The sequence below is a fragment of the Sporosarcina sp. Y1009 genome, assembly GCF_057669865.1.
Genome location: NZ_JBYHFO010000014.1, coordinates 22,512 through 36,391 on the forward strand (window position 1 = coordinate 22,512; position 13,880 = coordinate 36,391).

A 13,880-nucleotide genomic window follows, 5' to 3' on the forward strand; every position below is an offset into this window, starting at 1 on the left:
ATCTCTTACTATTCAATACTTCATATGCTATAATTAGAATCATTATCATATAACACTAATACTAATATACTTTCTGAACGATAGAAACTTCTGGGTAAGTTGGGGCATATGAACATTAAATAGGAGGCATTGTAATGGAAATCACGACTCAAACGCAACGTAAAATAAACTGGATTGAGCATCATGAATTGATAGCTGCGATGATTTCAGGGATTTTAATATTAACTGCATGGTTAATCGGAGAAAACGAATCAGCACCGCTATCCATTTCACTATATATCATTGCATTCATCATCGGGGGGTATGCAAAGGCAAAGGAAGGTATAGAAGAGACAATTAAAAACAAAGAACTGAATGTCGAAATGCTCATGGTGTTTGCGGCAATTGGATCTGCACTAATTGGCTACTGGACGGAAGGCGCAATTCTTATATTTATATTTGCCCTTAGTGGTGCGTTAGAAACTTATACACTAAACAAAAGCCACAAAGAAATTTCTTCACTGATGAAAATGCAGCCTGAAGAAGCGTGGCTCATACAATCAGACGGAACTTCGAAAAAAGTCGCGACTGACTCTCTTCAGCTCGGAGCAGTATTACTAGTCAAGCCCGGAGAACGTATCCCTGCTGACGGTAAAATCTTGGATGGAACGACATCTGTTGATATGTCAGCGATTAACGGAGAATCGATTCCCGTTACAAAAGGGATTGGCGACGAATTATTTGCAGGTACAGTTAATATAAACGGTTCAATTCAATTAGAAATGACAAAACCGAGTTCTGAAACACTTTTCCAAAAAATCATTACACTTGTCCAAAGCGCTCAAAGTGAAAAATCCCCTTCTCAACAATTTATTGAAAAATTTGAAGGGACTTATGTAAAAATCGTCCTAATTGCAGTGTTGGTGATGATGTTTCTACCTCACTTTTTATTGGGGTGGGATTGGACCACCACTTTCTACCGCGGAATTGTTCTGTTGGTCGTCGCTTCACCTTGTGCATTAGTCGCTTCGATCATGCCAGCGACTTTGGCGTCAATATCAAACGGGGCTAAAAATGGGGTGTTGTTTAAGGGTGGCCTTCATCTGGAACTCTTAAGTTCAGTAAACGCAATTGCTTTCGATAAAACAGGTACGTTAACAACCGGAAGGCCAATTGTTACTGACTTCATCGTACGCGAAGGAGAAGACGTTGAAGAAACGCTAGCGCTCGTTGCTGGCATTGAGTCACAATCTAATCATCCACTGGCCATTGCAATTACAAATTTCGCCTTAAAGAAAGGGATATCCCCTTTACAAGGCATTCAAATTGAAGATTTTCCCGGACATGGTCTTCGAGCAATTTATCAAGACAAAGAAGTGCTTGTAGGCAATCCAAGATTTGTTGGTGAAGAACTGGCAGAAAGTTTTAATGAAGGTACCGCACTGAAACTTACCGAAGATGGCAAGACCGTTGTGTTCTTAAAAGATGATAATGGGATTGTAGCAGCCATTGCTCTAAAAGACACTTTACGAAAAGAAGCCATTCAAGCAATTAAAGCATTAAAAAAATCTGGTATCCAGACAATTATGCTCACTGGTGATAATGAAAGAACAGCAGCCGCAATTCAAAAAGAAGTTCAGATTGATCATTATGTTGCAGAATGCTTACCCGAAACGAAAGTTGAAAGATTAAAAGACCTTCTTAAAGAATACAAAACCGTTGCAATGGTCGGTGATGGCATTAATGACGCACCTGCACTTGCTACAGCAACATCAGGCATAGCGATGGGTGACGGGACAGATGTCGCACTTGAAACAGCTGACATTGTCCTGATGCAAAATGATTTAACCAAAATTTCATATGCGATTAAATTATCACGAAAAATGCAACGCATCGTTAAACAAAATATATTCTTTTCTATTGCTGTTATCGCAGTGTTGATTGTTTCAAACTTTATGCAAGTAGTCGATCTACCCCTCGGCGTAATCGGGCATGAAGGCAGTACGATACTGGTTATTTTAAATGGACTACGAATGTTAAATAAGTTGAGCTAACAAAACAAAGCAATGCGGTCAGGTGATCGCATTGCTTTTCTCTTTGGCTATAATCTCTTGTCGGCGTTCACTCATGACTGCATTAATTTGACCGCCGAGCATTAAAATAATGGCAGAGAAGTATAACCACATCATCAAGACAATAATTGCCCCAATACTCCCGTATGTATTTGAGTAATTTCCAAAACTACTCACATAATACGAAAACCCAAGAGATGTAAGGATCCAACCCAATGAAGCAAAAGCAGCACCGGGAAGAACACTTTTAATATGCAACTTTATGTTTGGCACAAGCCAGTATAAAATCGTAAAAACACCGAATATCAAAAACGGCGGAATAATCCATCTTAAGTTATTCCATAAGGATAGAAAACCAGCTTCTAATCCCAGATAAGAAAATGCAAAGATTCCAATTTGCTTACCGAATATCGGCAAAACGAGTGCGACAATTAACGCTGAGATTAGTAATACTGTGAAGACTACAGACATACCCCGTGCCACAATATAGGACCTTGTTTCTTCTTTAAAATAAGATCTGTTAAGTGCTTTTGTCAGTGCATTCATACCTTTCGAGGCAGACCACACAGTCGCTATCGCCCCTACTGATAATAAGCCCGAATTCCGGCTACTTAAAATTTCACCCAATGTGTCCTCAATAAGCAAGGCTACACTTTCAGGCGCGTAATCTCTTATAAATAAAAAAAGCTCTGATTGATCTAAATTCAAATACGGTAATAACGTAAAAAGAAAGATTAATAGAGGAAAAAGAGATAATAAGAAAAAGAAAGCGAGTTGTGAACCAAGACCGGTAACATCAACTTTCCTTATTCTTGTGATTAATCCTTTTATAAATCCACTAAAAGTTGTCACATCAAACGTATTTAAATCTCCCTCTTTTATCTCATCCATAAACTTTACGACGGCTAAATTCGAAAAACTCGAATTTTTTTTTTGTTTTTCTCTAGGAGTATTTGAAGTATTTTTCTCCACTGCTTCCCCACTCCTTTCCCCAAAACTTACTTTACTTGTGAGTTACTTACTGAATGATCCTTAACGATTGATTTATAATCATCTTTCGCATCTGTAAATGCATCCTTAGTGTCAACAACTAACTTCTTCACTTGTGGACTTAGTTCTTTTAACTCATCAACTTTCGATTTGAAATAAGTAGCATCATTTGCAATTTGTTCATAAATTGATTGGTATTTCTCAGCTTGCACTTGGATTTTTGATTTGACCACATCTGGATTTTTCGAATAATACCGCATATCATAAAAAAAACTCTTCGATTTATACGTGACGTGTTCACGTGTTGCTCTATCACACAAACTGATAAATGCACCAGCCAATGCACCGATAACGATAAACCTTCCTAATTTGCTTTCGCTCATTTCATACCCTCCACTAATAAAGAATTTGCATATTGCATTATACCCCTAATATTACATAAAAAAACATGGATGAACGAATATTAAAATAAATCTTGACGAAAGATTTCTCATTTCGGAGGAGAGTGGATAATCTTTAATCTGATTAGAGAAGGATGATAAAGTCTATTCAACATGGATGCAAACGAGAACAAGCTAATTTAGTATTTTTTAGAAACCAAGACCAAAATAGAACAAGCTGAATCGAAAAAAATCTTAATCTTTTTATCCATTCCATTTGACAGGTTTAACAAATAATGAAATGATTAACGGTAGTTAACGAAAGGCGGCTACTAATCATGGATTTAACACAACCGACTGATGAAAATATTATGTATATGGTTGAACAGATAAAAGAAAAACTTCGCATGGTAAATGTCGATGCGATGAAAGCAGAACACTTCAATACTGATAAATACGACGACTTGCTGTACATGTATAATATGGTGATGAAGCGTAAGCATATCAGTTCAAATGAAATCGAAGCAATTGCTGCGGAGCTAGGTTCATTACGTAAATAATAGAGAAGCTTTCTATCCATACTCTTGGATTGAAAGCTTCTTTTTTTGTTGGACATGCGGGATGTCCAATGTATGCTAATTCCAGATAAGATAACTTCATAGATTCCGAATGCGTAAATTCACAAAACAATGTATACTCTCTGGTTAGATATTGGTACTATTGAAACTATACTGAAAGGAGTAGTTAATATGTCAACATTTGAACAACAGCTATCCAATTACGCAGAACTAGCCGTAAAGGTTGGTGTCAATATTCAACCTGAACAATATCTCTTTATAAACGCATCCACTGAAACTACTGAATTGGTTCGTCTAATCACTGAAAAAGCCTATGATGCTGGCGCACGCCAAGTAATTGTCGATTTTACAGACGATGTGATTTCACGATTACGGTTTGAAAAAGCCCCAGCTGATTCTTTTGCTGAATTCCCTGAATGGAAGGTAATGGAACGTGAACAACTTGCTGCGAAAGGCGCTGCCTTCATGACAATCGTCTCGCAAAGCCCTGATTTATTGCAAGGCATTGATCCTTCACGAATTGGTGATGCACAAAAAGCTTCTGGGCAAGCACTTGATCGTTTTAGACAAGATATGCAAGCTGACAAATTTAGTTGGACAGTCATTGCTGCACCATCTAAAGCATGGGCAGCAAAAGTATTTCCAGAACTTTCTACTGAGGAACAAATTCCAGCCCTTTGGGAAGCTATTTTCAAGTCGGTTCGTGCGGATACAGACAATCCAGTTCAGTCTTGGATTGATCACGATAAAACATTGCATGAAAAAGTCGATTATTTAAATGAAAAACGCTACAAGAAACTACATTACCGAGCACCTGGCACAGATCTTATCGTCGATTTACCAACAGGACATTTATGGTGCGGAGCCGGTAGTTTAAACGTAGAGGGACATAGTTTTATGGCAAATATGCCAACAGAAGAAGTTTTTACGGTGCCTCATAAAGATGGTGTTAATGGATTTGTTTCAAGTACAAAACCATTAAGTTATGGCGGGAATATTATTGATAACTTTAAAATCACTTTCGAAGCTGGCCGGGTGACTGATATCCAAGCTGAACAAGGTCATGAAGTACTAGCCCGGTTAATCGATACGGACGAAGGCGCTAAACGTCTTGGTGAAGTCGCACTTGTACCACACGCTTCTCCAATCTCACAATCAAATGTTCTTTTTTATAATACTTTATTTGATGAAAATGCATCTAATCATTTTGCCCTTGGGAGTGCGTATGCATTTTGTCTTGAAGGCGGAAAAACGATGGCTCGGGAAGAACTTGAGCGTAATGGTTTAAATCAAAGTATTACCCATGTTGACTTTATGGTTGGTTCTGAAGAAATGGATATTGACGGCGTCAATGAAGACGGCACAACTGAAGCAGTGTTCCGCAATGGTAATTGGGCATTTTAACTTAGGCGTACAATTTAACGTAATTACGCACCATTAATTGTTCATTAATTCGACACATTTCAGGAGGAATCTTTCTTAACCTCTTAAAATTAGCATCTAAATAAGGTATAATACAGACAGAGAGATTACACTTATGAGAGGGGTCAGTGAAATGGGCTTAATGTACGCAACAGTTATTGGATATACAGTCATGCTTGGTCTATCAGCAGGATTCATCATGTACTTTCTAACTAAAACATTTGATTCTTCTGATGCAGTTAAAATAGATCCAAAACCAGATACGAATTACTAAGAGCTGCCTAGGCGGCTCTTTTCTTTTTCCTATTTCTTCAGTACAATGGTTAGAATGAAACCAAAGGCACCGCCTGAGGCCGAAATTCAAACAGATAGGAGCTTTTCTATGACACTTCTTGGAGATATACTAGAACATAATAAAGCGTTTGTTAATGAAAAACAATATGAACAGTATTCCACAACAAAATTTCCTGATAAGAGAATCGTTATTTTAACATGTATGGATACGCGGCTCACTGAACTTCTCCTCAAATCAATGAACTTGAAAAATGGGGATGCCAAGCTCATTAAAAGTGCAGGTGCCGTTGTCACACACCCTTTTGGCGGAATCATGAGAAGCATTCTAATTGCTGTCTATGAACTGCAAGCTGACGAAGTATTTATCGTTGGACATCACGATTGTGGCATGAACTCGATTGATACAGATGTCATTATTGAAGACATGGTTTCACGCGGAATCGACAAAAGCCTCTTTAAAACCCTAAAATATTCAGGTATTGACATGAAGAATTGGTTGCATGGATTCGATGATGTAACGGAGAGTGTCAAAGCAAGCGTAGAACAGGTTCGTAATCACCCATTAATGGATGCTAAAGTTCCTATTCACGGATTAGTGATTAACCCAACAACTGGTGAATTAGATACAATTGTTGACGGGTACCAAAAATAACTAAAATATCGACATATTTCCCGGGCAATTTATAATTTACGACAAAAAAAGCCGATTCCTTTTTACAGGAATCGGCTTTTTATTTTTGCTTTTAGTTTCCGCAGAGCGGCCTTACCCTTTCAAAAGTCGTCTTCAATCATTGCATACATATAATGATCCTCCCAGACACCGTTGATATATAGGAGTTGCCGTAATAATCCTTCGAGATGATATCCAGCTCTTTCAAGTACAATGATTGAGCCTTTGTTACGAGGAGATACATATGCCTCAACACGGTGCAAACCAACTCTTTCAAAGGCAAATTCAGTGACCAGTCGAACGGCTTCGGAACCAATCCCTTTTCCAGTATGCTTTTCATCAATTGAATAGCCAATGAAGCCACTTGAAAAAGGAAGTCTTTTAATACTGTAAAGTGATATATGGCCAATCAATTGACCTGAATCATATTTGAATATTCCGAAGTTATATTCTCTACGATCTCTCATTTGAAAAAGTGACTCTCTGATTTTATCTCTTTGAACCGTAACCGTATAAAAACCAGGTTCTTGTCTCGGTTCGAAGATTGACCAATACTTCTTATTCGCGCTTAATAGTTTTGTAAAAATCGTCGCATCCTCTTCAGTTAAAATCCGTAAATAACAACGTTCACCTTCGAGACGATTCATGTTTGATCAACCTACTTTAGCAGTGAGTTCAAGAAAGTCCTCAACATCTTTCACACATAGTGCAACGCCTTTGGCCCAGAATTCTTGTTTTGTAATGTCTTCCCCAAGATGTTTCATCGCAAGGTCTTCGACACTCATGACCGCAGTATCACGTAGAAGCGCGATGTACTTTTCTTCAAATCCTGCTCCTTCTTCCAACGCTTTTGCATAAATACTAAGCGAGAACAAGTAGCCGAATGTATATGGGAAATTGTAGAACGGAACACTCGTAATATAAAAATGTAGTTTCGATGCCCAAAAATGTGGGTGAACCGTATCGAGTGCATCCCCGTATGCTTCACGTTGTGCTTCTTCCATTAACTCATTTAATCTTGTTGCTGACACAATTCCTTTTTCACGTTCTTTATAAAAACGAGTTTCAAATAAGAATCGTGAATGAATATTCATGAAAAATGCAACACTCCGCTGTATTTTATCTTCTAATAGTGCAATTTTTTCTTCTTTTGTTTCTGCTGCTTTAACAGCTGCATCTGCAACAATCATCTCCGCAAATGTAGATGCTGTTTCCGCCACTCCCATCGCATAGCGACGGTTCATCCAATGGACTGGACGCAGGGCATACGAATGGAACGCATGGCCAAGTTCATGTGCAAGTGTCGCTACGTTTGACATAGAGCCGCTATACGTCATAAAGATACGTGACTGCTCTGACATCGGCATTCCGGTACAGAACCCGCCTGGACGTTTGTTTGGACGATCCTCTGCCTCAATCCAATTTTCTTCGAATGCTCTACGTGAAAATGATTCTAATTGTGGACCAAACTCACCGAAATGCTTTAAGATAAATTCTGCACCTTCTTGGTAAGACAGTTCCTTCGTCGATTCTGTTACAGGAGCGTCGAGATCATACCAATTCATCTTTTCAGTTCCTAGTATGTCGGCTTTTGCATGTAAATAATCTACAAATGGTGCTTTGTTAGCCCCGATTGCTCCCCACATTGCGTCAAGCGTTTCTTCGCTCATACGATTTGTTTGTAAAGGCTCTTGAAGGACCGAATCCCAGCCACGTTTTTTATAGACAGCTAATCTAAATCCAGCTAGATGGTTTAATGTAGCTGCAAAAAAGTCCTCTTTTTCTTCCCAAGCATTTTCAAGTGCCTCGAATGACCGTTTTCGAACAGAAGCATCTGCACTTGAACTCAAATTGGCTGCCTGCCCCACCGATAATACTTTTTCTTCACCATCTATACTGATGGTAATCTTAGTATCGCCAACAAGTTGGTCATAAAGCTTTCCCCATCCATGATAACCATCAACGCTAAGTGCAGTGACTAAGCTTTCTTCTTCTTCTGAAAGCTTTAAAGCCACCTCTTCTCTCCACTCTGTTAATATAAATGAAAACTCTTTTAATTCCTGGGATTCCATAAGACTATCCCATACCCCATCTTCTGTCTTCGATAGGGTTTGTTGAATTTTCAGCATAGCTGTTGAGAACCGTGCACTTAACGAGCTAGTTTCACCTTGTAATAATAATGCTTTTTTATCAGTTGTATCAGCTGCAAGATAGCATCCAATGACTGCACCTGCTTGAGATAAATTCAGTGCTACGTTTTTAATAGAATCGATTACGTTTATAATGTCAGATGCTGCTTCCACAGATGTCGGAATATTGAAGTCAACTGCTGCTTTTTCTAGTGAATCAAGTTTTTCATCTACACCATCTAGATGTGTTCTAAGCTCTTCTGAATTACTTCCACCTTTAAAGAATACATCTAAATCCCATACTTCAGAATACTTTACCGTGGTCATTCAATTTCCTCCTTGGGCGTTTTCAATTTTCTAAATATGCTTTTCCATTATAACATGAAATTTCGAGAATCGAAAAAAATCCATCATTGTGACAGAAGTTTCATAATTATGATGAGCAGAGTCATGATTTCAAATGTATACTGATGAATTAGGAGGATTTTAACATGTTGCGAATATTTTTGATGACAACTTCACTCTTTATCACGATTTTTGTTTATATTACTTCACTCATCAACCCTATCAATAATCATACTGCAACTGAAATTATGAATCGGTTACCTATTCTATTTACACCTGCCAGTTATGTCTTACTGATTTGGGTTCTCATCTATATAGGTCTTTGTGGATGGCTTTATAATTTTTGGCGCACGCAAACTAGTCATAGTCAATCAGTCCTAACCACAAGAGCGATTTTATTCATTTTTATTACATTACTTAATATAGTGATGCTATATTCTTGGCATTATGAATTATTCACCTTAGAATTTGTTGTGATATTAATTCTTCTGTTATTGACAATTGCTCTATATTTTACGTATCCCAAAAGAGAGAACCGCTTATGGGATCGTGTTCCGATATCTTTACTTTTAGGGTGGGGTATCCTATCCATGATAGAACTAACCAATTATCTCCTGAGGCTTCACGAATGGGGCGGTTGGGGACTAAGTCATTCACTTTGGACTGTCTTCTTTTTGACCATAGCAACAGCAATTGCTCTCCACTTTATATATCATTACCATGATATTACATTTAACGCAGTATTCATCTGGTTTTTTGTTGGGATTGCAGTAAAAAATGGATGGGACGAACTATTTGTTACGACAGCTGCTCTTTTCTTATCCGCTGTCATTAGCGCTAGCTTTTATTTTATAAAACCTTCTGAAAAATAAAAATCGCCTATGCATCCATTTTGGAAGCATAGGCGATTTTTTATATGCGCTTTAATAATCTAGGTGCTGTTGTGAATAGTAATACGGCAACAATTGCACAAATAATTATGGAAGGAATCATATAGCTACCGTTATATATTAGCGAATAAAGCCATGCTGGTTGCCCTTCAGGCGCGAATTCACCAAAAAAGACAATCCCGCCGAGATAATGTATTAAGTAACGAAGCAGTCCGCCAATTACTGTTCCTATAATAATGGCTAACGCCATACCACCTTTGTTCTTTTTCGCAACATTTCTGATTAACCAAATACTTGTAATTGCTGCTAATCCAACGAGGGTATAGGCTAACGTATAATCAAGCAGCGCTTGTGCCCAGTGAAACACTTTACCACCAGTTATTAGTTGTAATAATCCGCTTATAAAACCAGTTAACATACCGCCAGCTAGTCCCCATCTAAATGCCATGAGAATAATCGGCAACATTGAAAGCGTAACTGATCCACCTTGTGGCATAACAAATACTGTTAACTGATCAAGTACAAAAGAAAGCGCCCCTAAAATAGCAATTTCCAATAATAATTGTAATCTACCTCTGTTCAAAATAATCCTCTCCCTACTAGTTGTCGCAAGGATGTCGAAGTGAAATAAAAAAAGACATCCCGGATAGAACGGGACATCTCTATGTAAGAAAGAAGTACGGCACGCACTTCTTCCATTAAGGTCTGTTTCCATCCACATCCCTACGCAAGAATAATCTTACAGGTTCGAAGGGTCAAAACGTTTGTCTTATCTCAGCCGAAAAGGCTCCCCTTGTGGTTTAACTTATTAAGTTTTCCTTATCAATTGTATAATAGATGCTATTTTATAGCAAGCTGACCCTATACGTTCAAGGAGGGCTTCGGGTGACAAATCAAAAACTAGTAGGTTCCTTATGTTACTTTAGTGTATTCTTTTTTCCTTTATTGCTGCCGTTTGTCATCTATTTGGTTACGGATGAACAGGAAATTAAAACTCACGCAAAACGTGCATTCATTTCACATATGATTCCTGTTATTCTTTTAATTGCAGGTGTTATCATTTTTTCTCTTTCTATATTTTCCTTTGAGAACAGAGTCACTAGCATTCTAAGCGGAAGCTTTGATTTTTGGAGTCTGGCCCCATTTGTTTTCACCTTAATTTATTCAGCATTATTTTTAGTTGTTATCGTGTGGAATGTTTTCCACGGTGTCAAATTGTTAAAATGAATAGTCGTCTCCCCTATACCTCCTGCATATATTGATATTATGTGTAGGCTTTTTTATACCGTTTTTTATGCTATAGTGTAGGATGGAAATATAGGTAAGCAAGAGAGGATTGTATAATACATGATTGCTAAAACAGAACAAGATTTTACAGGCTTAAAAAAAATCGGAAAAATCGTTGCTGAAATTAGAGATACAATGAAAGATGCAGCCGTTCCCGGCATGACAACGAAGGAATTAGACGAAATCGGCGGACGTCTTTTTAAAGAAAAAGGTGCTGCTTCTGCCCCTATAGCTGAATATGACTTTCCAGGATACACTTGCATTAGTGTCGATAATGAAGTGGCACACGGAATCCCAGGATCACGTGTTATTAAAGATGGAGATATTGTAAATATAGATGTTTCAGGATCTCTAGGTGGATACTTTGCAGATACAGGTATTTCCTTTGTCGTGGGGACACCTGATGAAAGAAAACAAAAGTTATGTGATGTGGCGAAAGAGGCATTCGATCGTGCAATGTTACGCGTAAAAGCGGGCTCTAGTTTAAGCGGCATCGGGAAAGCTGTCGAACGTGAAGCAAAAAGAAATGGCTTAGCTGTTATTCGTAATTTAACTGGCCACGGGATTGGAAAATCGCTACACGAAGAACCGCAACATATTCTAAACTACTACGATGCTTGGGATAAAACATTACTAAAAGAAGGAATGGTTTTAGCTGTTGAACCGTTCATCTCAGAAAAAGCGGAAAACATTGTTGAATTAGGCGATGGATGGACATTTGTAACGCCTGACAATTCACTTGTTGCACAAATTGAACATACAATTATTGTGACAAAAGACAAACCGATTATTCTGACTCAAATTTAATTATAAAAAGTTGTCGATAAAAATCCGAGGATTTCATCGACAACTTTTTTATTTCTTTTTATATACCGGTCTTTTAGGAATTGAAGACATTTCCTGAAGTCTTCCATTCCGCCAGATCTTTTCTACTGGGCGGATTCCTCTCGTCAACTTGCGGTAATCTCGCTCTTCGGCAGGTGTCAATAAGGAAAGCACTTCCCCGTCAGCACCCGCGCGTCCAGTTCTCCCAGAACGATGTACGTACTGCTCAACTGTATGCGGCGTATCGACATGGATAACATGTGTAAGACCTTCAATATCCAATCCACGTGCTGCCAGGTCCGTTGCGATTAAAATCGAAGCTTCTCCCTTACGAAAACTTTCAAGCGCAATTTGACGATCATTTGAACGCATATTGGAATGAAGAACGACGATCGGTGCTTTATCATAATTTAACTTCATATCTTTCACTCGGGCTTGATCAATATGATTTACGAAAGCAAGAGCTTGCAGGCCTTTTAAGTGAGATAACCCTCTCAATAGATCCGTTTTATCTCGAACGGTCGTGTTAATGTATGAGTGAGTAATTGTCCCCAGTTTCGGCATATGTTCCGCTTCAAGATGAATACGCAGCGGTTCGTTCATAAACTCGCTTGCAACCCGTTCAATTTCATCTGTAATCGTTGCTGATACAACAACCACTTGACGGTCAGGATTTGCACCATTAATCATATTTTTAATGATGACGCGATGTTCGCGTGATAATAGTAAATCGCCTTCATCAAGTACGATATGTTTAACTTCAAATATCTTAAGCTTTTTTGATTTAATAAGTTCAGCAAGTCTACCCGGTGTCCCGACGACAATTGTGGGTTTCTTTTTTAATCGATCAATTTGGCGTTTCGTATTAGCACCGCCAATTAAAGGAGCTACAGTTATATTACTTCCAACGATCCACTCTCGAATAACATCAGTTATTTGAATGGCTAATTCCTGTGAAGGCGCTATAATGAGTCCCTGAGTTTGTTGTTTGCTGCCATCTACTAAATGTAAAAGAGGTATCGTGAAGGCAAGCGTTTTTCCAGTCCCAGTTGGAGATTGGGCAACGATATCCTTACCTGCTAGAATTTCTGGTATCATTTTTATTTGAATTGGCATTTCATTTTTAAACTTCCATTTATCTTTAAATATATCGTCCATTTTTTCTACGAAAGACATCTTTATCCCTACTTTCAGTCTGTTCTCTCAAGTGTATCACAGCTTATTACCATCATTAAACTTTCCAACAAAAAAACATTCAGAAGTTGCGTACGCACACCTCTGAATGCATCATTATTTCAATCGATAACCACAAGTCGTAATTGCTGCTTCTGCAAGGACAAGTAGCGAATCGATACATCCTTCAAGCTTAAGTTCTTTCCGCACGATTGACAATTCTGTACAGCCAAGAATGAGTACATCGCAACCGACTTCCTTCATCGCATGACTGATTGCCGCCCACTTATCAGGATCGGCAGGATTCCCCGCTTTTACATCCTCATAAATAAGTGACATAACGAGTGATTGGACATGAGGATCTGGCAAAACAGGTGTCAACCCATATCTTTCACACGCATCCTGATAAACGCCAGAGGAAATTGTCCCTGTCGTCGCTAGAATCCCTACTCGTTTTGCTTGAATCTGTTTTGCACGTGCAACTGTTTCATCGATCATATTAATAATAGGCAGTTCCGATTCCTTTTGAATTTGATCGTAAAATGTATGCGCAGTGTTGCATGGCATAATGATTACTTCAGCTTCAGCAACACGAAGTCGATTCGCATCTGAAATTATATAGGGAACCGGATCATCTGTGCTCTCCCCTAATATAAATGCGGTTCGGTCAGGAATTGTTGTATTATTGGTAATCACCATATTGATATGTTCTTGGTCTGTATCAGCATCCGTAAGACGGACAAGCATTTCACCAATATACATTGTCGCCAATGGACCCACGCCGCCAAGAATTCCCAACGTTTTCTTTTTCATATCCTCTTCAAAACCTTTACTATATGATGTCAC

The 13,880-nt window shown here is 38.5% G+C and carries 15 protein-coding genes and 1 riboswitch; of the genes, 8 read left to right on the top strand and 7 right to left on the bottom strand.

Annotation, left to right across the window (positions count from 1 at the left end):
* Window positions 1-134: 134 nt before the first annotated feature.
* Complete coding sequence (locus tag AC25Y1_RS14975) at window positions 135-2,033, top strand: heavy metal translocating P-type ATPase (RefSeq protein WP_488148808.1); 1,899 nt, start codon at window positions 135-137, stop codon at window positions 2,031-2,033.
* Window positions 2,034-2,051: 18 nt separating this feature from the next.
* Here the strand turns inward: AC25Y1_RS14975 and AC25Y1_RS14980 are convergent, their stop codons facing one another.
* Together AC25Y1_RS14980 and AC25Y1_RS14985 are read right to left on the bottom strand one after the other, a co-directional pair.
* On the bottom strand, window positions 2,052-2,942 hold the full coding sequence (locus AC25Y1_RS14980) for a YihY/virulence factor BrkB family protein (RefSeq protein ID WP_488148809.1): 891 nt from the start codon (window positions 2,940-2,942) through the stop codon (window positions 2,052-2,054).
* A 107-nt stretch (window positions 2,943-3,049) separates the two neighbouring features.
* Window positions 3,050-3,424, bottom strand: a complete 375-nt coding sequence (locus AC25Y1_RS14985; protein ID WP_488148810.1) for a YtxH domain-containing protein — start codon at window positions 3,422-3,424, stop codon at window positions 3,050-3,052.
* 335 nt (window positions 3,425-3,759) lie between these two features.
* On the opposite strand from AC25Y1_RS14985, the gene AC25Y1_RS14990 reads away from it, so the two are divergent.
* The 4 genes from AC25Y1_RS14990 (at window position 3,760) to AC25Y1_RS15005 (ending at window position 6,367) form a co-directional block, all read left to right on the top strand.
* On the top strand, window positions 3,760-3,981 hold the full coding sequence (locus AC25Y1_RS14990) for a DUF1128 domain-containing protein (protein ID WP_488148811.1): 222 nt from the start codon (window positions 3,760-3,762) through the stop codon (window positions 3,979-3,981).
* Window positions 3,982-4,170: 189 nt separating this feature from the next.
* Complete coding sequence (locus tag AC25Y1_RS14995; protein WP_488148812.1) at window positions 4,171-5,403, top strand: aminopeptidase; 1,233 nt, start codon at window positions 4,171-4,173, stop codon at window positions 5,401-5,403.
* A 151-nt stretch (window positions 5,404-5,554) separates the two neighbouring features.
* Window positions 5,555-5,695: a hypothetical protein gene (locus AC25Y1_RS15000; RefSeq protein ID WP_488148813.1), complete on the top strand. Its 141-nt coding sequence runs from the start codon at window positions 5,555-5,557 to the stop codon at window positions 5,693-5,695.
* 108 nt (window positions 5,696-5,803) lie between these two features.
* A complete protein-coding gene (locus AC25Y1_RS15005; RefSeq protein ID WP_488148874.1) occupies window positions 5,804-6,367 on the top strand; it encodes a beta-class carbonic anhydrase in 564 nt (187 codons plus the stop codon).
* A 119-nt stretch (window positions 6,368-6,486) separates the two neighbouring features.
* On the opposite strand, the gene AC25Y1_RS15010 is transcribed toward AC25Y1_RS15005, so the two are convergent.
* Together AC25Y1_RS15010 and AC25Y1_RS15015 are read right to left on the bottom strand one after the other, a co-directional pair.
* Window positions 6,487-7,032 (bottom strand): GNAT family N-acetyltransferase, encoded by a 546-nt coding sequence (locus AC25Y1_RS15010; protein WP_488148814.1) that lies wholly within the window; start codon window positions 7,030-7,032, stop codon window positions 6,487-6,489.
* Between the two features lie 6 nt (window positions 7,033-7,038).
* On the bottom strand, window positions 7,039-8,841 hold the full coding sequence (locus AC25Y1_RS15015; protein WP_488148815.1) for a M3 family oligoendopeptidase: 1,803 nt from the start codon (window positions 8,839-8,841) through the stop codon (window positions 7,039-7,041).
* Window positions 8,842-9,005: 164 nt separating this feature from the next.
* Here AC25Y1_RS15015 and AC25Y1_RS15020 point away from each other — a divergent pair, with 164 nt between their 5' ends.
* Window positions 9,006-9,731, top strand: coding sequence for a tryptophan-rich sensory protein (locus AC25Y1_RS15020; protein WP_488148816.1), 726 nt, complete (start codon window positions 9,006-9,008; stop codon window positions 9,729-9,731).
* 40 nt (window positions 9,732-9,771) lie between these two features.
* Here the strand turns inward: AC25Y1_RS15020 and thiT are convergent, their stop codons facing one another.
* The gene (gene thiT, locus AC25Y1_RS15025) at window positions 9,772-10,332 is read right to left on the bottom strand and encodes an energy-coupled thiamine transporter ThiT (protein WP_488148817.1); all 561 of its coding nucleotides are present in this window, start codon (window positions 10,330-10,332) and stop codon (window positions 9,772-9,774) included.
* A gap of 120 nt (window positions 10,333-10,452) precedes the next feature.
* A riboswitch (TPP riboswitch) is annotated at window positions 10,453-10,553 on the bottom strand.
* Between the two features lie 81 nt (window positions 10,554-10,634).
* On the opposite strand from thiT, the gene AC25Y1_RS15030 reads away from it, so the two are divergent.
* Both AC25Y1_RS15030 and map read left to right on the top strand, forming a co-directional pair.
* Window positions 10,635-10,976, top strand: a complete 342-nt coding sequence (locus tag AC25Y1_RS15030; RefSeq protein ID WP_488148818.1) for a magnetosome magnetite crystal formation protein family — start codon at window positions 10,635-10,637, stop codon at window positions 10,974-10,976.
* 120 nt (window positions 10,977-11,096) lie between these two features.
* Window positions 11,097-11,843 carry a type I methionyl aminopeptidase gene (gene map / locus AC25Y1_RS15035; RefSeq protein ID WP_488148819.1) on the top strand — a complete coding sequence of 249 codons (747 nt, stop codon included), beginning with the start codon at window positions 11,097-11,099 and terminating at the stop codon, window positions 11,841-11,843.
* 48 nt (window positions 11,844-11,891) lie between these two features.
* On the opposite strand, the gene AC25Y1_RS15040 is transcribed toward map, so the two are convergent.
* A complete protein-coding gene (locus AC25Y1_RS15040; RefSeq protein ID WP_488148820.1) occupies window positions 11,892-13,019 on the bottom strand; it encodes a DEAD/DEAH box helicase in 1,128 nt (375 codons plus the stop codon).
* Between the two features lie 132 nt (window positions 13,020-13,151).
* Complete coding sequence (cuyB, locus tag AC25Y1_RS15045) at window positions 13,152-13,847, bottom strand: cysteate racemase (protein ID WP_488148821.1); 696 nt, start codon at window positions 13,845-13,847, stop codon at window positions 13,152-13,154.
* Between the last annotated feature and the right edge of the window lie 33 nt (window positions 13,848-13,880).